Origin of the sequence: Brotaphodocola sp. (assembly GCF_050873365.1) — a bacterium.
Classification (GTDB): domain Bacteria; phylum Bacillota; class Clostridia; order Lachnospirales; family Lachnospiraceae; genus Brotaphodocola.
Genome location: NZ_JBNMIQ010000003.1, coordinates 100,741 through 125,106, shown reverse-complemented (window position 1 = coordinate 125,106; position 24,366 = coordinate 100,741). Strand labels below are relative to the sequence as shown.

Here is a 24,366-nt window from a genome sequence, read left to right as displayed (position 1 = left end):
CTTACGAAGAGAGTGCTTTTAGCAAATAAGAGGTTTGAATAAAGAAAAGTTTCAAATAAATAAAAAACGCCAGAGAATCTGTTTCGGGAAAACCGGAAGCAGGTGCTCTGGCGTTTTTATGTAAAATGAGCTTGAATGCACTGTCTTATCACGGATTTGTGGAGGTGGACAGGATCGATGGGATCAATTCAGCGAGTGCGGACGCAAGCTGTTCATGCCCCTCTAAAGTTAGATGCATATAGTCGATGTGATTATTTTCGGTGACAACAAGGTTGGCATCAAAATAATGGCATCCCAGAGCACTTGCAATCTTTTCGTACTCTGCGCCAAGTCCCTGAGACTTCTCGGCACATCCCCGTCCCATCGTCAGGGCAACTTCGGTGTTCTCATATTCTTTATCGATGTTTTTCGGGGTGACGACGAGAATTTCCGGTTTTCCATCGCGCCAACAGTCGACCGTTGCGAGTGCTTTTAAGATCAGTCGTCTGAGTCCGAGTGCGATGCACTGGGCAGAAGAACCGAAACGCTCCTTCGTGTCGTTTGTCCCGAGCATGATGATCAGAAGATCGACCGGCTCGTGGCTCATAAGACAGGGATAAATGTAGTCAAGACCGCAAAGTCCCTCGTGGATCGGATCGTCGTAGCAGGTCGTGCGTCCGGAGAGTCCTTCTTCGAGAATCAGGTAGTCCGGGCCGAGCTTCTTCTCAAGCAGTTTTGTCCAGCGCTCATTTTCATCGAAACGTCCTCCGGTGACGGCACAATAGCCATGCGTGTTCGAGTCCCCGAAGCAGACGATGTGTTTTTTCATAATGAATGCCCTCCTTATTTTTCCAGCTATCTTTCTTTATCTTGTTCCAAGCATAACATTGTTTTCAATAAAAAACAATAAAAAATATTTTCATTTTTAAAAATAAAAAAATAACTTTTCAAAATAGGTAGACAGGACAGGGTTTGTATGGTAATATTGTACATGAACATGGGGGATGACATTTCTTGAATGGGGAAAATACACAAAAACAAGAAGTGTCCGGATCGACGATGATCCATAAAAAAGAAAAAGGAGAAGAGTAAGATGAAGAAACCTTTAGCATTGACACTGGCGGTATCGATGGCACTGTCCCTGACAGCCTGTGGCGGAAATAGCGCACAGACAACAGCTACGACAAAGGCGCCTGAGACGAAGGCAGAGCCGGCGACGGAGACGGAAGCGACATCGGGAGGTGGAGGAGATTCCTCAGAGATCTCGCTGTGGACGTACCCGATCGGAAAATGGGGCGATCAGGCGACGGTGGATGCCCTTTTGGCAGAGTTTAACAAGGAACATCCGGAGATCAAGGTGAAAGTGGAGTACCTCACCTATGCGGATGGCGATGATAAGGTCAACACCGCGATTGAGGGAAAGACCGCACCGGATATCATCATGGAAGGACCGGAGCGTCTCGTTGCAAACTGGGGAGCAAAGGGTGTGATGGCAGACATTTCTGATCTGTGGACGGATGAGGTCAAGGCAGACACGCTGGCATCTGTGGAATCTGCCTGCAAGAACAGCGACGGTGTTTATTATGAGTATCCGCTGTGTATGACGGCTCACTGCATGGCGATCAACCGCGATGCATTTGAGAAGGCGGGAGCATGGCAGTATGTCGACGAGAAAACCCATACCTGGAGTACAGAGAATTTCCTGAAAGCAGTTCAGACGATGTATGATGCAGGCTACACGAATGTGGGCGCTGTTTACTGCGGAGGTCAGGGTGGTGACCAGGGTACCCGCGCACTCATCAACAATATGTACGGTGGCACTTACACGAATGCAGATCACACGGCTTACACCGCTGATTCTCCGGAGAATATCAAGGCGCTTGAGGCTTTGGTAGCTCAGGATGGTATCAATTTTGATCCGGCTATTCAGGGCGGTGACGAGGTTCAGCTTTTTGTTCAGGGCGTTCTTCAGATGGCATTCTGCTGGAACATTGCACAGGAGACGAACAATGCCGATGCGCTGACGTTTGATGCGTTCCCGATGGCATTCCCGACTGAAAGTGGAGATCCGGCACTGTGTGGCGGTATCTGGGGATTTGGTGTCTTCGACAATGGTGATGCAGGCAAGATGGAGTCCGCAAAGACCTTCATCAAGTGGGCATGTGATGAGAACACGGAGGAAGCAGTAAAGGCTTCTACTTACTGGTCCACACGCAAGTCTCTGGCAAATATGTACGAGGGTGATGAACTCAAGACCGAGTACGGTGAGTTCATGCAGTACATGGGTGATTACTATCAGGTTGTTCCGGGCTGGGCAACGGCTCGTACCGAGTGGTGGAATATGCTTCAGAAGGTAGGCGCAGGAGAGGATGTAACCGAGAGCGTGAATACCTTTGTGACAAATGCAAATGCCGCTGCAACAAACTAAGGAATAAAGTTCATACTGGAATTTGATAAGTGAAATTTGAGTCCCTTCCTTTTCATCTCTGCGTGATCTTCGCATGACAGTATCTGCGACAGATCGGGTTTGAATAGTGTTTGGGAAGGGACTTTCTTTTTCAAAAAGGAAATCGTATTTAAGGAATCTGTCCACAATTTAGGGGATTTTTTGTGGACAGGACAGAAAGGAGAAGACCTGTGACTGAAAAACGTAATGGAAGAGGTCATCGACTTGTGATCAAAGAGACGGTAACTTCCTACCTGTTTCTGTTGCCGTTTCTTGTATTTTTCATCGGTTTTGTCGTGTATCCGATGTTTATGTGTGTGGTCACGAGCTTTTTTGATTCCACAATGGGAAGAGCGGATATCTTTATCGGACTTTCCAACTATAAGGAACTTTTTGGCGATGACGTATTCTGGATTGCGCTTCGCAACACTCTGGTTATCGTGGTTGTTTCTGTGCCGGTGACCTGTATTTTCTCACTCTGGGTTGCAAATGGCATCAGCAAGATGACAACGGTGGCAACCTCAGCGTTCCGCTGTATCTTTTATCTTCCGGTTGTCACCGGTTCCGTTGCCGTTACGATGGTGTGGAAATGGATGTTTAACAACTACTACGGCATTTTCAACTATGTCGGAAATGCGGTTGGAGTGCTTGATCGAAACATCAACTGGCTGGGCGACAGCAAGTATGCACTCGGTTGTATCATTCTGATTCTTCTGACGACCTCTGTCGGTCAGCCGATCGTTCTGTATGTCTCTGCACTTGACAATGTGGATCGCTCGCTTGTTGAAGCTGCACAGGTGGACGGAGCAACCGACTACCAGACGTTCTGGAAGATCAAATGGCCTCAGATGATGCCGACGACTTTGTACATTCTGGTTATCACGACGATCAATTCGTTTCAGTGTTTTGCTTTGATTCAGTTGCTCACTTCCGGTGGACCGAACAACTCTACCATGACGATCATGTATTATATCTATTACAATGCATTCAAGCTGTATCGCTATGGATACGGAAATGCGATGGGCGTGATTCTTGCTCTGATCATTGCACTCCTGTCTGCTGTACAGTTTAAGCTTGGTCAGGGAAAGAAGTAAGGAGGAAGTGATATGAGAAAGAAGACAAAGAAAAAGCAATCTGCATACACCATTGTGTCGGCGGTTCTGATCACTGTCATCGCCTTTTTATTCATTTTTCCACTGTACTGGATCATCACCGGTTCTTTCAAGTCGAAGATGGATATCATGTCCGTGACACCGATCTGGTGGCCGACGAGCTGGGTGATGGATAACTATCAGACGCTGATGGGCAAGCGAAGTGCACCGCTGTTTGAGATTCTTGGTATGGTTGGACCGACGATTCCGGCGGCGTTTCGCTGGCTTTTGAATACGGTCTTTATGGCGGTTGTCTCGATGATTCTGACATGCATTACCTCCTCGATGGCGGGATATGTGCTTGCAAAGAAGCGTTTTATCGGACGGAACCTGCTGTTCTCGCTGATTGTCTGTGCAATGGCACTTCCGAAGCAGGTTATCCTGATTCCGCTGATCCGGGAAATGTCAGCAATCGGTCTTTACGACACGCTGTCGGCAGCGATCATCCCGATCGTGGGTTGGCCGTTTGGCGTTTTTCTCTTGAAGCAGTTCAGTGAGGGCGTGCCGGGAGAGATGCTCGAGGCGGCATGCGTAGACGGGGCAAGCGAGATTCGCACGTTCACAGACATTGTCATTCCGATGATCAAACCGGGTATCGGAGCGTTGGCGATCTTTACGTTCATCAGTTCCTGGAATGATTACTTTATGCAGTTGATCATGCTGACGAGCAATTCCAGATTGACAATTTCGCTTGGTATTGCTACGATGCAGGCAGAGAATTCAACGGATTACGGATTGCTGATGGCAGGTTCTGCGCTGGCAGCACTGCCGATCATCATCGTATTCCTGATTTTCCAGAAGTATTTCACGAAGGGAATTACACTTGGAGCTGTGAAAGGCTAGACGTGAAGACGGAATGGAAAAAAGTTACCGCACACGGAGAGGCGTTTTCTGAACGGAAAATGCCGTATGATACCGTTGTGGTAACAAAAAGCAGTAAGAGGAGTGAAAAAATCGATGTTGAATGAAGTGTCAAACCGGATTACAGCGCGGTACAGCCAGATGACAAAGACAGAAAAGAAGATTGCGGACCGGCTTTTAGCAGAGAAAGGAGATCTGTATCTGACTTCGATTACAGAGTTTGCGAGCAGTTGCGGGGTTGCGGACAGCACCGTGTTTCGCTTTTGCAGACTTCTCGGATATAGTGGATACAATGAATTTAAGCTGGCACTTGCGAAGGATGAGGGAAGCGCCCGCCACATGATGAAAAATGGTGTGGAGGATGATATTTACAGTACAATCACGGCAGATGATAACGTGAGCGCCACGGGAAATAAACTCCGGGCGATGTACTGGGCGGCGATCAATCAAACTTTGGAACTTCTGAGTACGGAACAGGTGGTGCGTGCGACGGATCTGATCGAACAGTCCAACCGTGTTTACTGCATGGGAGAGGGCGGGAGTATGGTCATGGCGATGGAGGCGTGGGTGCGCTTCATGGTCGTGAGCAGTAAGTTCATGGCGGTTGACAACAGCCATCTTCAGGCGATGACCGCTGCCCTGATGACTGAGAAGGACACGATCTGGTTTTTCTCCTACTCCGGCTCAACCCGGGAGATGGAGGACATTTTCACAACAGCGAAGGCGAGAGGGGCAAAGATCATCGTGGTCACCCGCTTTGCGAATTCCCCTGCAAGCCAGTATGCGGATGTCGTGCTCGTCTGCGGTTCCAACGAGAGACCGCTCCAGTCGGGCACGATCGTCGCAAAGATCGCTCAACTTATGGTGATTGATATGGTTTATCAGGAGTTCATCAGAAGGGATTCCGAGACCATAGAGAAGAACCGGGAGACCAGCGCAAAAGCGGTTTCCAAGTTTCTTCTGTAATCGGTAAATTGTAGAGAGAGCAGTTACGCAGTTACGGAGTATTTTATTTGAGAAAGGACGAGCAAAATGAGAGATATTACAAAGTATCAGGGAATCATTCCGGCATTTTATGCCTGCTACGACGATGACGGAAACGTGAGCACGCAGAGAGTCAAAGCGCTGGCGGAGCATCTGCTCAAAAAAGGCGTCAAAGGTGTGTATGTCGGGGGTTCTTCCGGTGAGTGTATCTACCACAGCAAGGAAGAGCGCAAGGCAATCCTTGAGGCGGTTATGGAAGTCGCAAAGGGAAAGATGACCGTGATTGCTCATGTTGCCTGCAATAACACCGCAGACAGCTGTGAGCTGGCGAGCCATGCTGAGAGTCTTGGCGTGGATGCGATCGCGTCGATTCCTCCGATCTATTTCCATCTGCCGGAGTACGGAATCGCCCAGTACTGGAATGATATTTCTGCCTCCGCTCCGAACACGGATTTTGTGATTTACAACATTCCTCAGCTTGCCGGCGTTGCACTCACAATGCCTCTGTTCCACGAGATGCTCAAGAATCCGAGAGTCACGGCAGTCAAGAACAGCTCGATGCCGACTCAGGACATCCAGATGTTCAAGATGGACGGAGGAAAAGATTTTGTGGTCTTCAACGGTCCTGATGAACAGCTCGTCTCCGGTCTTGCGATCGGCGCAGACGGAGGAATCGGCGGAACTTACGGTGTGATGCCGGAGCTCTACTTAAAGATTTTTGAGTTGTGTAAGGCAGGGGATTATGAGTCTGCAAGACCGATCCAGCACTCTGCTGACGCAATCATCTATGCGATGTGTTCGTGCAAGGGAAATATGTATGCGGTGATCAAGGAGATCCTGCGCCGGAGAGAGGGGCTTGACATCGGTTCTGTAAGAAAACCGCTGACTGCCCTCGTCCCCGAAGATATGGAGCAGGTTGAGAAGTGTGTGAAAATGATCGATGAGGCGATCAAAACATTCTGTTAAAAAAGGTATGGTTATAATTTTAAGCCATCTTTGATTACGGTTTTGAGTGAGAGATCCGGGTTTAAGAGAACAATATGAGCTTTCTTTCCCGGTTCGAGCGAGCCATACTCGTCATCGATCTTTAAACTTTTGGCGGGGTTGATGGTCGCACAGGCAATCGCAGTCGTAAGCGGGATCTCCATCTCGTTTACGACGGTGCGAAGACAGTCCATGAGGTTTGTCACAGAGCCGGCGATCGCCCCGTCGGAGACGAGTGTTGCGAGTTTGCCGACAACTTTCACATCGAGACCGCCGAGCGTATATTGTCCGTCCGGCATTCCGGTCGCCCTCATGCTGTCGCTGATCAGGATCATCCGGTCTGCGCCCATCATCTGAAACGTCGCGCGGACGGTTGCAGGGTGGATGTGGATACCGTCACAGATGATCTCTGCCATCACCTGTCTGCTGTCAAAGACTGCGCCGACGACACCCGGAGCGCGGTGGGAGAAGGCGGGCATTGCATTGTAGAGGTGAACCGCATGGTCAACTCCTGCCCGGCATGCGGACATTGCAGTATCGTAGTCGGCGTTTGTGTGGGCGAGGGAGACGCTCACGCGGTCTTTGACCTGACGGATGAAATCGAGCGCGTTTTCACTCTCCTCCGGGGCAACTCCGATGAATTTCACAAGACCGCCGGAAGCCTCAAAAAAGCGGTCAAACAGGGCGGTATCGCAGGGAAGGATATTTCTTGCATCCTGTGCCCCTTTTTTGACCGGGCTGATAAATGGACCTTCCATGTTGATGCCGACGAGATCTGCCTTCTTCGGATCGCAGGTCTCTTTTTTATACTCGTTTGCTGTCTTTAGGACATGGATCAGTTCGTCGGCGGGGAGCGTCATCGTCGCCGGTGCGATCGCGGTTACTCCGACAGATGCCTCATACTCGGCGATTCGGCCGAGGGCTTCCTTCGAGCCATCGCAGAAGTCATCGCCCATACAACCGTGAAAATGTAGGTCGATGAGACCGGGGATCGCATAAGCACCGTCTCCGTCAAGGATCGCGTCGCCTTGAAAATCCGGTTTTTGTGCTTCCGTATAGATTTCGCGGATTTTGTCGCCATCAAGAATCAGTCCGCCTTTTACAAATTGCTGTTCTCTGGTATAAACCTTCACATTGTCAATGATCATCTTTGTCTAAATTCTCCTGTCTCATCTTTCTTGACGTTCTTTTTTTACTTTCTTTCCTGAATTACTTTCTTACTTTATTTTCTTTTGTGGTCGTCTCAGCCGTTGCCTCCGTTGTCTCCGTTGCCTTTATGGGTCTCTCAGCTGTGGGTTCTGTGGGTTCGTGTCTCTCGAGTGCGCGGAGTGTCCGGTCATGCATGCCTTCCCGCACATCTTTATTTTGCTCGACGTAGCAGGCGTAGATCAGATCGAGGACAACGAGAATCGGAAATTGGGGGGAGATCAGATTTCCGTGATTCAAGTGCCTCAATGAGGAGAGGAGTACGACCTCCGAACAGGATTGCTTGAAACTTTCCCCGTTGTTTGCGGTGAAGAGTACGGTTTTTGCCCCCCGCTTGTGTGCTTCCTCTAACAGATAGAGTACTTCCTCTCGCTCGGCACTCAGGCTGAATCCGAAGACGAGACTGCGCGGATTCTGGAAGACGGAGGACATCCGAATCATATCTGGGTCTGTCAGCGAATCAACATCCACACCGATTCGCATAAACCGCAGTTCGATCTCTTTGGCAGAGAGTCCCGAACTGCCACAACCGCACACGAGCACTTTCTGCGCCGTGTTTAGGTATCCGGCAATCCTGCTGATCTGTGCCTCATCTACAAGGTTATAAGTCTTGTTTAAGAGTTCCTGATAGGCATCAAAGACCATTCGGGTATTTCCTGTGATGGTCTCCTTTTTTTCCACAAAGGTCGCCTCATACTGGTAAATGAATTCCTTGTATCCATGATACCCGATTTTCTTGGCAAACCGCGAAAGCGTGGGTTTGGAGGTGTAGAGCAGTTTGGCAATGTGTTGGCTGGAAAAATCCATTTTCTCCCGATTATGGATGAAAAAATCCGCGATGGTTTTCTCGAGAGGGGTCAGGTTGTTGTAGTTGGATTCGATCATGGGAATCACGGATTTTACATAGTATTCCATAGAAATTTCCTGCTTTTCTTTGTTGTTTTCTTTTTGATTTCTTTTTTGGTTTTTAATTTCTTTGTGTTTTTTAATTCCTTTGTGTTTTTTTAATTTCTTTTTTGGTTTTCTGTCATCTCGCAGAAGTGATAGAAGGCTCCGATCATGCCTGCATCGTTTTGGTGTCTGGCGAAGGCGAGTGTCGTGTGCTCTTCAATGCCGGACACGAGATACTTTTTGATCGCGCGTTCAATCTTGTCTTTCAGATATTCCTCCTGCGCCATGATTCCGCCACCGAGGACGACGACCTCGGGATTGAGGACATAGCAGATGTTCGAGATTCCCTTGCCGAGCACGTCCACCATCTCATCGATCGCCCGGATACAGATCGCATCCCCTCTTTTTGCTTCCTCAAAGATTCGATAGCCGTTCCAGTTTTCCTCGCACTCCCCCTTGCGCTCTGCGACTTTCTTTGTCAGGATACTCGTTGCGCCGAGTGTCTGAAAATCACTGCCATCCATGTGCATATATCCGACCTCGCAGGCACTGTTGCTGAATCCGTGGAAGACTTTGCCGTCAAGGAGGATACATCCTCCGATGCCGGTTCCGATTGTCAGCATCAGTGCAACCTTGCTTCCCTTTGCGGAGCCGGAGCGACACTCTGCGAGACCGGCGCAGTTTACGTCATTTTCGACCTCACAGCGAAGGTGAAATCTCTCCTCGAGTGTCCGTTTGAACTGTGTTCCGATGAAATTTGGGATCAGGGGAGCGGAATAGAAGATCGATCCTTCTTTGATGTCGACCATTCCGGCAGTTGAGATGCAGATGCCGGAGATGTCTGCCTCAGATTCTTTCTGCAAATCTGCCACAATCCCGATGACTTTTTCGAGAATGCCGGGACCGCCCTTGTATGCCTCTGTCGGCATGGATTTTCGCAGAAGGATCTCTGCGTCCTCGCGGATGATTCCATATTTGATCGCAGTACCGCCGATATCAATGCTGATGTAGTGTCTCATCATAAGTGTTCCTCTCTGTGTTCTGTTTTCCTTCTGCGAGTTTTCCGGTTGGATCAGCGTTCCATCTCCTCGACAAAGGATTTTGTGATCAACTGTGGTCTTGTGATGATCGAACCGACAACGACGCTGAATGCGCCAAGTTCGATCACGCGTCTGGCTTTCTGCGGGGTGTTGATATTTCCCTCCGCAATCACTTTATGTTTGACTTTTGAGACGATGGTTCTGAGAATCTCAAAGTCGTTCGCTTCAATCTTGTCGCCCTTGCTCTGTGGGGTGTAGCCGACCATCGTTGTGCCGATGAAATCAAAGCCGAGCTCATCGGCGTGAAGCGCCTCCTCCACGGTGGAGCAGTCTGCCATGAAGAGCTGATCCGGATATTTTTCCTTCACCTCTTTGAAAAATTCATCGAGTGTCTTTCCGCCCGGACGGGTTGCAATCGTCGCGTCCATCGCAATGATCTCCGGCTTTACCTCCATGAGTTCCTCGATCTCCTTCATTGTTGGGGTGATGTAGATCGCGCTGTCCTCGTAATCTCTCTTTACGATTCCAATGATCGGGAGATCAACCTGAGACTGAATTTCCCTGATGTCTTCCTTTGTATTTGCGCGGATTCCGCTCGCACCGCCGACCTTTGCAGCCAGCGCCATTCTTCCCATGATAAAAGAAGAGTGCAGGGGTTCGTCAGGCAGTGCCTGACAGGAGACGATGAGTTTGCCTTCCAGATTTGCTACTTTTTGATTCATTTTGTTTTCCTCCGATCTGTGATAAGGTGTGACAGTTTCCAGGATTTCCTCTGTTTTCAGTGTACAGGGAATCAAAACTTTTTTCAATAGACGATATTGATACTGAAATTAGTTTCAAAATTTTGCATAAAAAGATGAAAAACAAGGGGGAAAACTAGTATTATTTGAAAGTTTTTGACAAAAACATGGTAGATTTTTCTTGCTGTGAAACTGGTTTCACGATTCCTGTTAGATATTGAAAAACCTTTTCAATCAGGTATACTAAGAAGGGAAGAGGGAGCTTGCTGAGATGAAAGACAGAAAAGTTCCGTCAGAAAAATCTTGCAAAAACAAGGGGAAGACACGTCACGGTAACGAGGACACGAAAACGAAAACAGCAAAAGAAAGGGGTATCTTATGGTTATTTATAAGGCAAAAAACGATCAGGATCTGAGCAGAAAGTCGGCAAACATCATTTCCGCGCAGATCATCATGAAACCGGACTGCGTATTGGGGTTGGCAACCGGTTCATCACCGGTTGGAACCTACCGCCAGCTGATTGAGTGGTACAACAAGGGGGATCTCGATTTCTCGAGAGTCACGACGATCAATCTCGATGAGTACAAGGGACTCGGACCGGACAATGAGCAGAGCTATCGCTATTTTATGAACACGAATCTCTTTGATCATGTGAACATCGACAAGGCACGTACCTTTGTGCCGGACGGTCTTGAGCCGGATTCGGACAAGGCATGTGCGCGTTACAATGAGATCATTCGCGCACACGGCGGAATCGACTTACAGCTTCTCGGACTTGGCAGAAATGGTCATATCGGATTCAATGAGCCGGGTTCCGCATTTGAGAAGGAGACGCACTGCGTAGATCTTGCTGAGAGTACGGTCGAGGCGAATAAGAGATTTTTTGCTTCTGAGGAGGAAGTTCCGAGACAGGCGTACACGATGGGAATCAAGAACATCATGCAGGCGAAGAAGATTCTTCTGATTGCGAGCGGGGAGGAGAAGGCAGAAGCCCTGAAGAAGGCGCTCTACGGCCCGATCACACCGGCTGTCCCGGCTTCGATCTTGCAGTTACACAGTGATGTGACCGTGATTGCGGATGAGTCAGCGCTGAGCCTGATTGACTAGATTGGTAAGAGAATGGTGAAAAGTCGGATAAAAAAATAACAAATATCAATAACAAATATCAAAGGCAAAAACAGCAAAAAATAGGGAAAAATCAAGGGGATCTGTTCTTCACAGCGGGAGAGAACAGATCCTCTTGCTGTATTTTTAACAAAAATGCAGACTTTTTCTCTTTTAAAATGGAAAAAGTGTGAAAATCGGATGGCTTGTTTTAACTGTGATTTTAAGATAGAATAGAAATTAGTATGTAAATAAATGAGAGATAACATTGTCTCAAAACAATCACCGGGGAAAAAGATTTTAGAAAAAACAGATTCAGTGAGAAAAGGGGGATTCTTTTGGAGAAGAGAATGCGTCAGATTTTAGAGACTCTTTCGACCGGAGGATATCATCCGGCTCAGGAGCTTGCTGACCAGCTGGAAGTGGGAACGAAGACCGTCCGGAATCTGCTCAAGGAGATCAATGAGGAGATTTCCGATCACGGGGCATTGATTCAATCCAAGTATGGAGAGGGATACTACTTGGAGATTCAGAACCCGGAACTTTATGCGTCTTACAAGAAAAAGATGTCGGGGAGCGGGACCTTCATCCCGTCGACCTCGGAGGAGAGAGTTCAGTATCTGCTAGAGTATCTCTTTAATAGTCCCGGTTACACGAAGATGGATAAACTCAGCGAGATGCTCTACATCTCGAAGCGGACGTTGAGTGAAGATCTCAGAGAGGTGGAGAAATTCTTAAATAAATATCACATTGAACTTGTGCGCCGACCGGGATATGGGATTGCGGTCGATGGCAAGGAATTCAACTTCCGCCTGTGTATTGCGTCGTTTTCGAGCAAGAGATTTCACAAGGGAAATCAGAGCATGGAGGAGATTGCAGGCTGTGTCGCGGAGATTCTCACAGAGCAGAATTTCCATCTGTCGAGTGCGGGATTCCAGAATCTTGTCGTGCATCTCTACATCGCGATCAGCCGAATCGTCGAGGGGCACTGCATTCCGATGCCGGAGGAAACGGATTCCGAGCTGATTGGAAGTCACGAGTACGAGGTGGCTCAGAGAGTGGCAGAGCATTTGCAGGAGTATTTTAAGATCACGTTTCCGAACAATGAGGTTCGATACATTGCGATCCATTTGGCAGGCAAAGAGCTGTTCAATGCAGAGGGAGATTCCTCTGAGAATCTGGTCATCTCGCAGGAGATCAGTGATCTCGTCACGGAGATGCTCGAGAGCGTCTATGAGGCGTTCCGCTTTGATTTCCGCGGGGATCTCGAATTGCGCATGATTTTGAGTCAGCACATCGTGCCTCTTCAGGTTCGGATTCACTACAAGATGAAGGCGAGAAATCCTCTGCTCAAGGATGTGAAGAAGAAGTTCTGTCTGTCCTACGCGATTGCAAGCCATGCATCGACGGTGATCAACGAACATTATCAGACGGAGCTGTGTGAGGATGAGGTCGCATACTTTGCATTTGCGTTTGCGCTCGCACTTGAGCGCATCAAGACAGAGGCTCAGAAAAAGAATATTTTGCTTGTCTGTGCATCGGGGCGAGGAAGCGCTCGCTTGATCGAGTACAAGTATAAAAAAATGTTCGGACCGTATTTAAACAAGGTGACAGCGTGTGATGTCGCAAGTCTGAAACGGATGGATCTCCGGGAGTATGACTATATCTTTACTTCGGTTCCGATTCCGGTCAAGGTCCCGATCCCGATTCAGGAAGTGAAGACATTTCTCGATGAGACCGAGTTTTTCCAGATCCGGAAAGTGCTTTTAAACGGGGAAGATCCGGTGATGCAACAGTATTACCGCAGAGAATTGTTTCTGCCCCATTTAAACGTGAAGACGAGGAAAGAGGCAATCCGCTGTATCTGTGAGTTTGCGATGAAGAAAATGAATCTCGGCGAGGAGTTCTATGAGTCGGTGCTCGAGCGAGAGCGGATGGCAAAACCGCATTTGGAAATCTGGTCGCGATGCCACACTGCTACAAGGCGATGAGCGAGGAGACGTTTGTGTGTCTGGCGATTCTCGATCAACCGATTCAGTGGGCGGATCAGAAGGTTCAGGTCGTCTTTCTTGTCTCGATTGCGAATAAGGATCAGTGCAGTATGGAGCTTCAGAAGTTTTACCAGACAACGGCGAGCTTTATGCTGAGTCAGAAATGTGTGCAGGATTTGATCCACAAGAGGGATTACGACTGGTTTTTAGATACGATGACAGAATTAGAGGCAGAGCTTTCTTCGTGAAAGCCCTGCCTCTTTTTTGGCAAAAAGGTTTTAGTGGTCAGATTTTAGGAAATTAGTCCTCAAACAGCGAAGCTCCGTTTGTCTCGATGACTTTCTTGTACCAGTCAAACGAATCCTTCTTCGATCTCTTGTAGGTTCCGTTGCCGTAGTCATCACAGTCAACGTAGATGAAGCCGTAACGCTTGCTCATCTGTTTCGTGGACTCGGATACGATGTCGATGCATCCCCATGAGGTGTAGCCGAGACACTCGACTCCGTCTTCCTCGATCGCGTCAAGGATTGCCTTCATATGCTCCTTGAAGTAAGCGATGCGGTACGGATCGTGGATGCTTCCGTCTTCCTCGACCTTATCGACAGCGCCGAGACCGTTTTCTACGATGAACAGCGGTTTGCGGTAGCGGTCATAGAGGTCAACCATCGAGATTCTAAGACCGGTTGGGTCAATCTGCCAACCCCAGTCAGAAGCCTTGAGGTACGGGTTCTTGATCGCATTGATCGTGTTGCCGGCAGTCAGGTTCAGATCGGAGGTATCCTTTGCGGAGCAGGAAGAATGGTAGTAGGAGAAGGAAACAAAATCAACCGGGTAAGCCTTCATGATCTCATCATCTCCGATTTCCTTGCGGATGTGGATGCCATGATTCTTGAAGCGGGAGAGCAGGTAAGCCGGGTACTCGCCGAATACCTGGGTGTCGCTGTAACAGTAGGTGCTTCTCATCATCTGCTGAGCCTCGAGAACGTCCTCCGGACGGCAGGTGTACGGATAGTAGGTCAGCTTTGTCAGCATACATCCGACCATAGAACCCGGAATGATCTCGTGGCAGATCTTTGTTGCGAGTGCGGAAGCGACGAACTGATGGTGCATAGCCTGGAAAATGACCTCCTCAAAGTTCATTCCCGGGAAGCGATCCTCGATCAGAGCGCCGGTCGTGTACGGATGGCGGATCATCGAGTCAACCTCGTTGAAGGTCAGCCAGTACTTTACCTTGTCTTTGTAGCGACGGCAGATCGTCTCAACAAAGCGGGTGAAGAAGCCGATCGTCTCGCGGGAATACCAACCCTGATAGTTCAGAAGCAGATTTAACGGTGGCTCATAGTGAGACATCGTCACTAACGGCTCGATGCCGTACTTGCGCAGTTCATCGAAGACGTTGTCGTAGAACTGAAGACCTTCCTCATTCGGCTCAGGATCATCTGCATTCGGGAAAATGCGGGACCAAGCGATCGACATGCGATATACTTTGAATCCCATCTCCGCGAACATGCGGATGTCCTCTTTGTAATGATGATAGAAATCTGCTCCGTGACGCTTCGGATAGTTGACTTCATCATCGGTTGCGAGTGCTTCCTCGATATCTTTGCTTGTGACGCTGTTGTGAGCCTTGTAGTTGGTCACATCTTTGTCAAGATGCGCACGGGCACAGTCGGATACGGAAAGTCCTTTTCCCCCTTCTTTCCATCCGCCTTCTACCTGATTCGCTGCCGTTGCACCGCCCCAGAGAAATCCCTCTGGGAAACATCTCTTTGTCTTCTCCATGTTAAACCCTCCATAGATTGTGTTGGTGATTTGGTGTTACGTGTTTGTCCACGAACGGGATAAGTTCAGTATATAGAAAATGCACAGAAAATGCCAATCATGATTTTTCCAGATTGATTTGGAAAACAAGATCGTGGAGTTCTGTTTTGCGTTGTGTTATGATAAGTGCACAAAACAAAAACGCAGTGCACCGGTATCTGGGGGAATTTACACAAGCTCATGGAAGCGCATGGAAAATAGATCCGGCAAACTGCCAAACCAATAGGAGGGTGTACATGAAAGACAAAATGATGAATGGTATGCTGGCAGTCGCCGGCGCAATGCAGACGCAGAGACATCTATCCGCAATCAAGAATGCGTTTATGAGCCTGCTCCCGATTATTATTATCGGATCGTTCTGTACGTTGTTTTCCAACGTAATCTGCAATACCACGCCGGGCTACATGAGCTTGGCAAACGTTCCGGGATTGAGCTTCCTCGGAAACTTAGCTCCGATGTTCAACGCAGCAAACTATGGTACGATGAACTTCATCGCAATCGGATGTGTAATCCTTGTATCGATGGAACTCGGCGAGTATTATGGAATCACCGATAAGGCACTGCCGGTCGTTGCACTGGCTTCCTACATTTCTCTGTGTGCATTTACCGCAACCGGTAAGGCAGCAGACGGAAGTGAAGTTGTTATCACCAACGTTCTGGCAAGAACCTTTACGAACGCACAGGGTCTGTTCGTAGGAATGTTCTCCGCAATCGGAGCAACTGAGATCTACTGTCGTCTGGTAAACAGCGGAAAACTTGAGATTCACATGCCGGACAGTGTACCGGGAAACGTAGCACGTTCGTTTTCCATCCTGTTCCCGTCTCTGATCACCGTTATTCTGATCGCTCTGATCGGATGGGTATTTGAGAAGGTAACCGGCGTTACCTTATTCAACGCAATTACCGCATTTATCCAGAAGCCTCTGTCAAACATTCTGACGAGCTTCCCGGGATATGTAACCCTGATCTTTATTACGACTCTGCTGTGGTTCTTTGGTATCCATGGAACTCAGGTAACAAAGGCTGTTTACGAGCCGATCCTTCTTGCAGCATTCGCAGAGAACGAGGCAGCTTATGCAGCAGGAACCGCAATCCCGAAGATCATCAACACTCCGTTCATGTCCTGCTTCTCTACCTTCACCGGAGCTGGTATCACGGGTGGTCTGATCATCGCAATTCTTCTCTTCTCCAAGAGAGATGATTACCGTGCAATCGCAAAACTCGGTGTTCCGTGTGCACTGTTTAACATCAACGAGCCGATGATCTTTGGTCTTCCGATCGTTATGAACCCGGTTCTTGGAATCCCGTTCATGATTGCTCCGGCAGTATCCGCAACTTTTGCATACATCATGACAAATATCGGATTCTGCGGTAGAATGGTAGTAAACGCACCGTGGACCACTCCGCCGGTATTGGAAGCATTCCTGTGTGCTGGTGGTAATGTAGGAGCAGCAATCACTCAGCTGATCTGTCTGGTACTTGCAACTCTGGTTTACATTCCGTTCGTTCTGGCAGCAAACCACCAGAAGCCGGTTGAGTAAGAGTGACAACAGACAAGTAACGTCAGATAAATTGTATTGGGAAAATAAAGAGAATGGGTACCGAATCGTCGACTTGAAAGAGTAACGGGAGGAGGTACCCGAAAATGAGCACACAAAATCTGTGGGAGAGGGTACAGGGCGATGAAAGAACGAGAAATGTCAGATGTGTTTTCAAAAGAGAGAATTATTACCTATCTGTGGCTGATCTTTTTCCCGCCATGTGGTCTTTTCCGGGTGTGGAAAAAGGAGTCTGCATTCCACCGCTCAGAAAAGTGGGTGTGGACAATGATTGAGATCGCTTATATTGTCTACTTTTTACAGATGACAATATTTGCATAAAAGCACAGAAAAAATTTAAGAGAGAGAACCGACGGGAAGTCGGCAAAGGGGTTGCGACGAAACGAAAAACAGGGTCGCAAAACTGGAAAGGAGAATAAATGGATCTGGAACAGATTGTAATGACGCTTGTCGTAAATGGCGGAAATGCAAGAAGTCTGGCGATCGAAGCATTGAGAGCGGCGAGAGATGGAGACTTTAAGAAGGCTGATGAGATGATGGAGGAGGCAGATCAGACGATCGCCCAGTCTCATGATGCCCAGACTGAGATGATCCAGGATGAGCTGAACGGAAAGAAGACAGAGGTTGGACTCCTGATGGTACATGCCCAGGATCACCTGATGAATGCAATGACCGTAATGGATCTGTGCAGAGAGATGATTGACATTCTCAAAAAGCAGGCAGAGTCATAGGGGATTTCTAAAATCATCTTGAAAAAAGAGCGAATGAAGAGAACAGGTAAGTAAAGAGCGAGAAATAAAACAAAAGGCAAAAAATAAGCGACTTAAAAAGATAAGAAAAGAAATAAACAAAAACTAAGAAAAAACAAGCAGGCGAGAAGGAACACAAAAAAAGCGAGCAGGTAGGCAAAACGGATTTGTGTGAATTGAGAAAGGGGAATTACAATGAGAAATATCGTATTATTCTGTGCACAGGGAATGTCAACCAGTCTTCTGGTAAATAAGATGAAGGATGCAGCGGCAAAGCAGGGTTATGAATGCCAGATCAACGCTTACTCTCTGACGGTTGCAAGAGAAAAGGGAAAAGATGCTGACATCATTCTGCTTGGACCGCAGGTTCGTTTCAGCAAGAACAAAGTAGAGAAAGAGTGCCCGGGAAAGATCATCGAGTGCATCGATATGCAGGCATATGGAACGATGAACGGCGAGAAGGTTATCGCTCAGGTAAAGAAGGTACTTGGCGACTAAGACGGAGTATCCAAGGTTTTTGCGTTTTGATGGTGTATTGATTGGACGAGCAAAGCAAAGATTCAAAGATTGAGGGGAGTATACAATGGATCATAGCACGTTAAAAGGATTTCCTGAAGGGTTTTTCTGGGGTGCATCGACATCCGCGTATCAGGTAGAGGGAGCCTGGGACGAGGACGGTAAGGGACTGTCGGTACAGGATACAAAGGAACTGATTCCGGGAACCCCGGATTTTAAGGTGAGCAGTGACCACTATCATCACTGGAAGGAAGATGTGGCGCTCTTTGCAGAGATGGGGCTGAAGATGTACCGGTTTTCGATTGCATGGACGCGAATCATTCCGGACGGTGATGGAGAGGTAAACCGGGCAGGAATCGCATTTTATCGAAATCTTCTGGAAGAACTGAGAAAATATCACATTGAGCCGTTGGTGACGATGTATCATTTCGATCTTCCGGATGCGCTTCAGAAGAAGGGCGGTTGGTCGAACCGAAGCACGATCGATGCGTTTGTGCGCTTCGCAAATGTATTGTTTGAGGAGTTTGGCGATCTTGTGACGTACTGGCTGACGATCAACGAGGAGAACATGATGATTCTTCACGGCAAGGCGATCGGAACGACGCTTCAGGAGGGAGAAGAGGCGTGGAGAGATCTCTACCAGCAGAACCATCACATGCTTTTGGCTCAGGCGCGCGTCATGAAACTGTGTCATGAGAAGTGCCCTCAGGCAAAGATCGGACCGGCACCGAATATCTCGGAAGTCTATGCAGAGACCTGCAATCCGAAGGATGTGCTCGCTTCCCAGACATTCTCAGCGATCCGCAACTGGCTCTATCTCGATGTTGCAGTCTATGGAAGATACAATGCGATCGCGAGCGGATATCTGAGAGAAAAGGGATATTATCCGCAGGTGGAAGAGGGAGATTGGGAGACTCTCAAAGGAGCAAACCCGGATTTCATCGCTTTCAACTACTACAACACGAGCACGGTGGCAGCATGCCGTGAGGGAGAGTCGAATGTGAGTGCGCGTGTCGGAGATCAGCAGGTTTCCGTGGGCGAGGAGGGACTCTACCGCGGTGCATCCAATCCGCATCTGTATCGGACGGAGTTTGGCTGGGAGGTTGACCCGATCGGATTCCGCAATACGTTGGATATGGTTGCAAGCCGTTATGGACTGCCGATCATCATCACGGAGAATGGACTCGGTGCAAGAGACACCGTGGAAGAGGATGGCTCGATCCATGATCCGTACCGAATCGATTATCTGCGCAAGCATTTGGAGCAGGCAGAGTTGGCGATTGCAGACGGGGTTGACTTAATCGGATATTGCCCGTGGTCAGCGATCGATCTGATCAGCACGCATCAGGGCTTTGGCAAGAGATATGGATTTATCTATGTAAACCGTGAAGATGATGACCTGAAAGATTTGAAACGACTGAAGAAGGATTCCTTCTACTGGTATCAGAACGTTATTCGCACAAACGGAAAAGAACTGTGACGGACAGAAGAAACCAAAAAGTTGCGTGCGTTTGAGGATCAGAAGAAAGAGGAACGAGCTGGAAGAGAAGATGGAAGAGAAGAGGGAAGAACCGACGGAGGGGATTTCTGACATAGGAGAAGAGACAAGATGGAACTGGCATTGATTACGGTTGAGAAGATTCTTGAGATGTTTGTGATTCTGTTCATGGGCATTGCGATTCGCAAGTGCGGAATGATTGACGAGGCGTCGAACAAGCGCTTTTCGGGAATTCTGCTGAATCTGGTATCGCCCTGCGTCATTCTGATGTCGTATCAGATTGATTTTGATGTACAACTTCTCGCAAGACTGCTTCAGACCGCGATTCTCACCGGAATCAGTTTTGCCTTGTCGATTCTCCTCGCAAATTTCTGCGTGAAGAAAAACGGAAATCCGGATTTTGGTGTTGAGCGGATGGCAGTTATCTATTCAAACTGTGGATTTATGGGACTTCCTCTGATTGAGGGACTGCTTGGAAGTGAGGGCGTCTTCTTCATGACCGCCTACATCACGGTGTTTAACCTCTTTGTATGGTCTCACGGCGTGATGCTGATGAGTGGTCGCGCGAGCAGTTTCGCAAAGACGATGAAGAGTCTGATTCAGCCGTCGATGATTGCGATTTTCATCAGTTTGATTCTGTTTGTGACAGGAGTTCGCTTCCCGTCGGTGATCGCCAATCCGCTGTCGATGATCGGAAAGATGAACACTCCGCTTGCAATGCTGATTGCGGGAGCAAATCTTGCGGACAGTGATCTTCTTGCGAGTCTGAAACGCCCGAGAATCTACTGGCTGAGTGCGCTCAAACTTTTGATTGTTCCGGCGATCACGCTTGTGGAGCTGATGCTTCTCCATCCGGATCGAACCGTAGCGTTGACGGTTCTGACCGCTGCGGCTTGCCCGGCAGGAACGATGGGAACGCTGTTTGCGCTCCAGTATCACAAGAATGGTCACTATGCATCGGAGCTTTTTGCGGTGACGACGGTTCTGTCTCTGATTACCGTCTCGGTGATGGTGGTTCTGGCAGGTGTTTTCTTATAACTCAGAGTGGTTGCAAAGTGCTGGTGGCGCTTGTTATGCGCTAACCGCAGTGGAACGAAGAAGTGCAGGGATTTTGATTGGAAAATTTGTGCGAAGGAAATGAGGGGAGATAAATTATGATTATTATCAATGCGCCGTTGAAGGCAGATGTATTTCAGAAAGTGGCAGAGGAGAACGGTCTGGTCTTTGTGAAGAAGACCGGAATGAAGATGGAATTTGAGAATCCAAACGGAAATGATGCAGAGGTTGCAAACCAGTTAAAGAAGACCTGCAAGGCAACGAAAGAGCTTGCCGCAATCTATTTCCAGGTTCTGGCTCAGTAACAGTAGCCGGTAGAAAAATTGGATTGAAAGAGAAGATCAGATTAGGCAGATGCAGATAAGGGAGATTCGAAAGAAATTCGGATCTTCCTTTTTTTGGTGTTTTGTGGATGGGGGAGGAAAAGCGGATTTGTGCGGAGAAGCAGATTTTAGAGGAAAAGCAGATTTTGGAGGAAAAGGCGGATTTAGGTGGAAAATTGACAACAAAATGGAAGCAGGGTATAATAAAAATATTTTGGATATTTTTTCTTATTTTGTGAGATTGAATGATCAGATATGGGATGATCGGATCGATGAGTAAGTAGGATCGTGCTAAAATAGTATAGTTTCGTATAGTTAGTTATGGAAAAACATGGAACGGAAAGGGATGAAGCGAACTATGGCAAAGAGACTGGTGATGGGGATTCTTGCCCATGTAGATGCGGGAAAGACGACGCTGTCGGAGGGGATTCTTTTTGAGACCGGCACAATACGAAAGATGGGACGAGTGGACAACCGTGATGCCTATCTGGATACCTATGCGTTGGAGAGGGAAAGAGGAATCACAATCTTCTCAAAACAAGCAGTTTTTGAACTCGGAGATCTCTCGGTGACGCTTCTTGACACACCGGGACATGTGGACTTTTCTGCGGAGATGGAGCGGACACTTCAGGTGCTTGACTGTGCAGTACTCGTGGTCAGCGGGGCGGACGGGGTGCAGGGACACACGGAGACGTTGTGGAAACTGTTAAAACGCTACGAGATTCCGACGTTTGTGTTTGTCAACAAGATGGATCAGGCGGGGACGGATCGGGAAGCGCTGATGAGCCAGCTCCATACGCATCTCGATGAGAACTGTGTGGCATTTGATCGTGGTGTTGCTGGTGCATCTGGGGAGGGTGCTGTCACGATAGAGAATTCTGGTTCTGCGGATCACTGTGGGGATAGACAGCCGATGATGATTGAGAAGATCCTTGAGACAGCAGATGAGGAGTGGCTCGAGGCACTTGCAATGTGCGAGGAATCAGCGATGGAGGAGTATCTCGAGAGCGGAACGCTGAAGGTGGAGCGCGTGCGCGAGATGATTCGGACGAGAAAGGTATTTCCGTGCTATTTCGGATCGGCACTCAAGTTGGATGGAGTAGACGGACTTCTCGAGGGAATCCGGGAACTTGCCCCGTGTCCTGCATATGGAAAGGAGTTCGGCGCAAAGGTCTTTAAGATCTCGAGAGACGCTCAGGGAAACCGTCTGACGCACATGAAGATCACAGGTGGTGTGCTTTGTGTAAAAGATATGATTGACGGGTGTGAGACGGGGGAGGCAGAGAAGGTCAACCAGATCCGCGTCTATTCCGGCTCGAAATTTGAGACGGTCAATGAGGCAGAAGCAGGAATGATCTGTGCTGTCATGGGACCGACGCAGACTCACCCGGGACAGGGAATCGGCGCGGAGGCAGAGTCGGAGCTTCCACTTCTTGAGCCGGTTTTGACGTACCGTCTGATGTTCCCGGAGGGCGGAGATCTCCACAAGATGCTCGGAGACTTGAGACAGCTCGAGGAGGAGGAGCCCGAACTTCATGTCGTCTGGGATGAGGAACTCGGAGAGATTCAGGCACAGGTCATGGGCGAAGTGCAGATCGAGGTGTTAAAGAGCCTGATTTTCGAGCGTTTTGGGACAGTTGTCGAGTTTGGAGAGGGAAATATCGTATATAAGGAGAGACTCACGGCTCCGGTTGAGGGTGTCGGTCATTTTGAGCCTCTGCGCCACTATGCGGAGGTACATCTTCTGATGGAACCGGCTGAGCGGGGAAGCGGACTTCAGTTTGAGGCGGATTGCAGTGAGGATGCACTCGATCGCAACTGGCAACGTTTGATTTTGACGCATCTTGAGGAGAAACATCATCGCGGAGTGCTGACCGGAGCGGAGATCACGGATATGAAGATCACGCTGATTGCGGGAAGAGCGCACCAGAAACACACCGAGGGCGGAGATTTCCGTCAGGCGACGTACCGCGCAGTGCGTCAGGGACTGTGCGAGGCGTGTGCAGTCGGCGATTATGAACTTCTTGAGCCGTTCTACGAGTTTCGCCTTGAGGTTCCGGCGGAGAGTGTCGGACGCGCGATGGCGGATCTCGACCGGATGCAGGCAAAGTTTTCCGGTCCGGAGCCGGAGGGAGAGCGAATGGTGCTTGAGGGAAGTGCGCCGGTTTCGCTGATGCGTGATTACCAGAGAGAGGTTGTCTCCTACACGAGGGGAAGAGGACGGCTTGCGTGCACGCTTAAAGGGTATTTCCCATGCCACAATGCGGAGGAAGTTGTCGAGTCTGCTCATTATGACGCGGAGGCGGATCTCTACAATCCGATCGGATCGGTGTTCTGCGCGCATGGAGCGGGATTTGTTGTGCCGTGGGATCAGGTTAAGTCGTATATGCAGGTCGAGAGTCCGATTGCGAAAGCACTTGAGCAGGCAAGGGCAGCTGAGCAGGAGGAGTCGGCTGAGTTTTCCGGTGGATATTCTGGCAGGGGGTTAGGTAGAGCTTCTGGTGGTTTATCAGGTGCTTCTTCAGGCAATTCCTCAGGCAATTATTCAGGTGCTTCTTCGTATGGGGTAACTGAGGATGAGCTGGAGGAGATCTTTACGCGCACCTATGGGGAGTCGAAGCGGAGACTGCCAAATGAGAGCGGTCCGAGAGTTGTGGAGTACGATCCGCAGAGAGCAGAGCAGATTCGCAGAAATCAGAGGACGAGGACTGCGAATGGAGCGTTGCGGGGCGGAAAGCGCGCAGATGGGAATGGGAGTAATGATTCGGTGATTCATTCGGTTCCGGGAACGGGGCGTCCGGGCTATTTAAAGCAGAATTCTGCGAAGCTCGATGAGTATCTGCTTGTCGATGGATATAACATTCTCTATGCGTGGGACGAGCTGAGGGAACTGATGCAGGTGACGCTTGATGGCGCGAGACATCGCCTGATGGATATGCTCTGTAATTATCAGGGATATCGGGGATGTCATTTGATTGTCGTGTTCGATGCGTATAAGGTTCCGGGCGGAACGGGAAGTGTTTCGGATTACCATAACATTCATGTGGTTTATACGAAGGAGGCGGAGACTGCCGACCAGTATATCGAGAAGTTTGCGCATGAGATGGGACGAAAGTATCGCGTGACGGTTGCGACCTCGGATGGTCTTGAGCAGTTGATTATCCGCGGACAGGGATGTCTGCTGATGTCGGCGAAGGATTTAGAGGAAGATATGGAGAGGGTCAGCCGGCAGATCGAGGAAGAGCGAGGCAATCTGCCGAAGCCCGGGAAGCGTTACCTCTTTGCAGAGGTGGAGAAAGACCTTGCGGAGTATCTTGAGAAAATTAAGAAGGGTGAAATTACGCTGGAGAGTGAATAAAAAAGAGGTCAGTGAATTGGAAGTGTGAGAATGTGAGAATTTGTGCATTGGTGGGGCATCTTCTGGCGGGGCAAGTCCTGCAAACGCGCTCTCGCTCCGGGTTCGACGC

Annotated in this window: 23 protein-coding genes; 17 read left to right on the top strand and 6 right to left on the bottom strand. The window is 48.9% G+C overall.

Annotation, left to right across the window (positions count from 1 at the left end; translation table 11 throughout):
- Positions 1-148: 148 nt before the first annotated feature.
- Entirely contained in the window at positions 149-808 is a 660-nt protein-coding gene (locus tag ACR0QT_RS02840; protein ID WP_432629390.1) for an SGNH/GDSL hydrolase family protein, read from the bottom strand.
- Positions 809-1,072: 264 nt separating this feature from the next.
- On the opposite strand from ACR0QT_RS02840, the gene ACR0QT_RS02835 reads away from it, so the two are divergent.
- The 5 genes from ACR0QT_RS02835 (at position 1,073) to ACR0QT_RS02815 (ending at position 6,387) form a co-directional block, all read left to right on the top strand.
- Positions 1,073-2,407 carry an ABC transporter substrate-binding protein gene (locus tag ACR0QT_RS02835; RefSeq protein WP_432629389.1) on the top strand — a complete coding sequence of 445 codons (1,335 nt, stop codon included), beginning with the start codon at positions 1,073-1,075 and terminating at the stop codon, positions 2,405-2,407.
- Between the two features lie 209 nt (positions 2,408-2,616).
- On the top strand, positions 2,617-3,519 hold the full coding sequence (locus ACR0QT_RS02830) for a carbohydrate ABC transporter permease (RefSeq protein WP_432629388.1): 903 nt from the start codon (positions 2,617-2,619) through the stop codon (positions 3,517-3,519).
- Positions 3,520-3,531: 12 nt separating this feature from the next.
- Positions 3,532-4,419 (top strand): carbohydrate ABC transporter permease, encoded by an 888-nt coding sequence (locus ACR0QT_RS02825; RefSeq protein ID WP_432629387.1) that lies wholly within the window; start codon positions 3,532-3,534, stop codon positions 4,417-4,419.
- A 114-nt stretch (positions 4,420-4,533) separates the two neighbouring features.
- Positions 4,534-5,403: a MurR/RpiR family transcriptional regulator gene (locus ACR0QT_RS02820; RefSeq protein ID WP_432629386.1), complete on the top strand. Its 870-nt coding sequence runs from the start codon at positions 4,534-4,536 to the stop codon at positions 5,401-5,403.
- A 66-nt stretch (positions 5,404-5,469) separates the two neighbouring features.
- Positions 5,470-6,387 carry a dihydrodipicolinate synthase family protein gene (locus ACR0QT_RS02815; RefSeq protein ID WP_432629385.1) on the top strand — a complete coding sequence of 306 codons (918 nt, stop codon included), beginning with the start codon at positions 5,470-5,472 and terminating at the stop codon, positions 6,385-6,387.
- Positions 6,388-6,398: 11 nt separating this feature from the next.
- Here ACR0QT_RS02815 and nagA read toward each other — a convergent pair whose 3' ends face one another.
- The 4 genes from nagA to ACR0QT_RS02795 all read right to left on the bottom strand — a co-directional run bounded on the left by nagA (position 6,399) and on the right by ACR0QT_RS02795 (position 10,264).
- Positions 6,399-7,553, bottom strand: coding sequence for an N-acetylglucosamine-6-phosphate deacetylase (gene nagA / locus ACR0QT_RS02810; protein WP_432629383.1), 1,155 nt, complete (start codon positions 7,551-7,553; stop codon positions 6,399-6,401).
- A 61-nt stretch (positions 7,554-7,614) separates the two neighbouring features.
- On the bottom strand, positions 7,615-8,526 hold the full coding sequence (locus ACR0QT_RS02805; protein ID WP_432629382.1) for a MurR/RpiR family transcriptional regulator: 912 nt from the start codon (positions 8,524-8,526) through the stop codon (positions 7,615-7,617).
- Positions 8,527-8,615: 89 nt separating this feature from the next.
- A complete protein-coding gene (locus ACR0QT_RS02800; RefSeq protein ID WP_432629426.1) occupies positions 8,616-9,521 on the bottom strand; it encodes an ROK family protein in 906 nt (301 codons plus the stop codon).
- 53 nt (positions 9,522-9,574) lie between these two features.
- Positions 9,575-10,264: an N-acetylmannosamine-6-phosphate 2-epimerase gene (locus ACR0QT_RS02795; RefSeq protein WP_432629381.1), complete on the bottom strand. Its 690-nt coding sequence runs from the start codon at positions 10,262-10,264 to the stop codon at positions 9,575-9,577.
- Positions 10,265-10,660: 396 nt separating this feature from the next.
- Between ACR0QT_RS02795 and nagB the strand changes: the two genes are divergently transcribed.
- The 3 genes from nagB (at position 10,661) to ACR0QT_RS02780 (ending at position 13,625) form a co-directional block, all read left to right on the top strand.
- A complete protein-coding gene (gene nagB, locus ACR0QT_RS02790) occupies positions 10,661-11,389 on the top strand; it encodes a glucosamine-6-phosphate deaminase (RefSeq protein WP_432629380.1) in 729 nt (242 codons plus the stop codon).
- Positions 11,390-11,724: 335 nt separating this feature from the next.
- Positions 11,725-13,377 carry a BglG family transcription antiterminator gene (locus tag ACR0QT_RS02785; RefSeq protein ID WP_432629379.1) on the top strand — a complete coding sequence of 551 codons (1,653 nt, stop codon included), beginning with the start codon at positions 11,725-11,727 and terminating at the stop codon, positions 13,375-13,377.
- Positions 13,353-13,625 (top strand): PTS sugar transporter subunit IIA, encoded by a 273-nt coding sequence (locus ACR0QT_RS02780; protein ID WP_432629378.1) that lies wholly within the window; start codon positions 13,353-13,355, stop codon positions 13,623-13,625. Before ACR0QT_RS02785 ends, ACR0QT_RS02780 begins: the two co-directional genes overlap by 25 nt.
- 52 nt (positions 13,626-13,677) lie before the next feature.
- On the opposite strand, the gene ACR0QT_RS02775 is transcribed toward ACR0QT_RS02780, so the two are convergent.
- On the bottom strand, positions 13,678-15,159 hold the full coding sequence (locus tag ACR0QT_RS02775) for a family 1 glycosylhydrolase (RefSeq protein WP_432629377.1): 1,482 nt from the start codon (positions 15,157-15,159) through the stop codon (positions 13,678-13,680).
- A 275-nt stretch (positions 15,160-15,434) separates the two neighbouring features.
- On the opposite strand from ACR0QT_RS02775, the gene ACR0QT_RS02770 reads away from it, so the two are divergent.
- The 9 genes from ACR0QT_RS02770 (at position 15,435) to ACR0QT_RS02730 (ending at position 24,257) form a co-directional block, all read left to right on the top strand.
- Positions 15,435-16,739, top strand: a complete 1,305-nt coding sequence (locus ACR0QT_RS02770; RefSeq protein WP_432629376.1) for a PTS sugar transporter subunit IIC — start codon at positions 15,435-15,437, stop codon at positions 16,737-16,739.
- Between the two features lie 141 nt (positions 16,740-16,880).
- Entirely contained in the window at positions 16,881-17,078 is a 198-nt protein-coding gene (locus ACR0QT_RS02765; RefSeq protein WP_432629375.1) for a hypothetical protein, read from the top strand.
- A gap of 98 nt (positions 17,079-17,176) precedes the next feature.
- Positions 17,177-17,488, top strand: a complete 312-nt coding sequence (locus tag ACR0QT_RS02760) for a PTS lactose/cellobiose transporter subunit IIA (RefSeq protein WP_432629374.1) — start codon at positions 17,177-17,179, stop codon at positions 17,486-17,488.
- Between the two features lie 213 nt (positions 17,489-17,701).
- The gene (locus ACR0QT_RS02755; RefSeq protein WP_432629373.1) at positions 17,702-18,004 is read left to right on the top strand and encodes a PTS sugar transporter subunit IIB; all 303 of its coding nucleotides are present in this window, start codon (positions 17,702-17,704) and stop codon (positions 18,002-18,004) included.
- An 85-nt stretch (positions 18,005-18,089) separates the two neighbouring features.
- The gene (locus ACR0QT_RS02750; protein WP_432629372.1) at positions 18,090-19,502 is read left to right on the top strand and encodes a glycoside hydrolase family 1 protein; all 1,413 of its coding nucleotides are present in this window, start codon (positions 18,090-18,092) and stop codon (positions 19,500-19,502) included.
- Positions 19,503-19,631: 129 nt separating this feature from the next.
- On the top strand, positions 19,632-20,558 hold the full coding sequence (locus tag ACR0QT_RS02745) for an AEC family transporter (RefSeq protein WP_432629371.1): 927 nt from the start codon (positions 19,632-19,634) through the stop codon (positions 20,556-20,558).
- A 116-nt stretch (positions 20,559-20,674) separates the two neighbouring features.
- Positions 20,675-20,881, top strand: a complete 207-nt coding sequence (locus ACR0QT_RS02740) for a hypothetical protein (RefSeq protein ID WP_432629370.1) — start codon at positions 20,675-20,677, stop codon at positions 20,879-20,881.
- Between the two features lie 49 nt (positions 20,882-20,930).
- The gene (locus ACR0QT_RS02735; RefSeq protein ID WP_432629369.1) at positions 20,931-21,179 is read left to right on the top strand and encodes a hypothetical protein; all 249 of its coding nucleotides are present in this window, start codon (positions 20,931-20,933) and stop codon (positions 21,177-21,179) included.
- Positions 21,180-21,257: 78 nt separating this feature from the next.
- Positions 21,258-24,257 (top strand): NYN domain-containing protein, encoded by a 3,000-nt coding sequence (locus ACR0QT_RS02730; protein ID WP_432629368.1) that lies wholly within the window; start codon positions 21,258-21,260, stop codon positions 24,255-24,257.
- Positions 24,258-24,366: the final 109 nt, after the last annotated feature.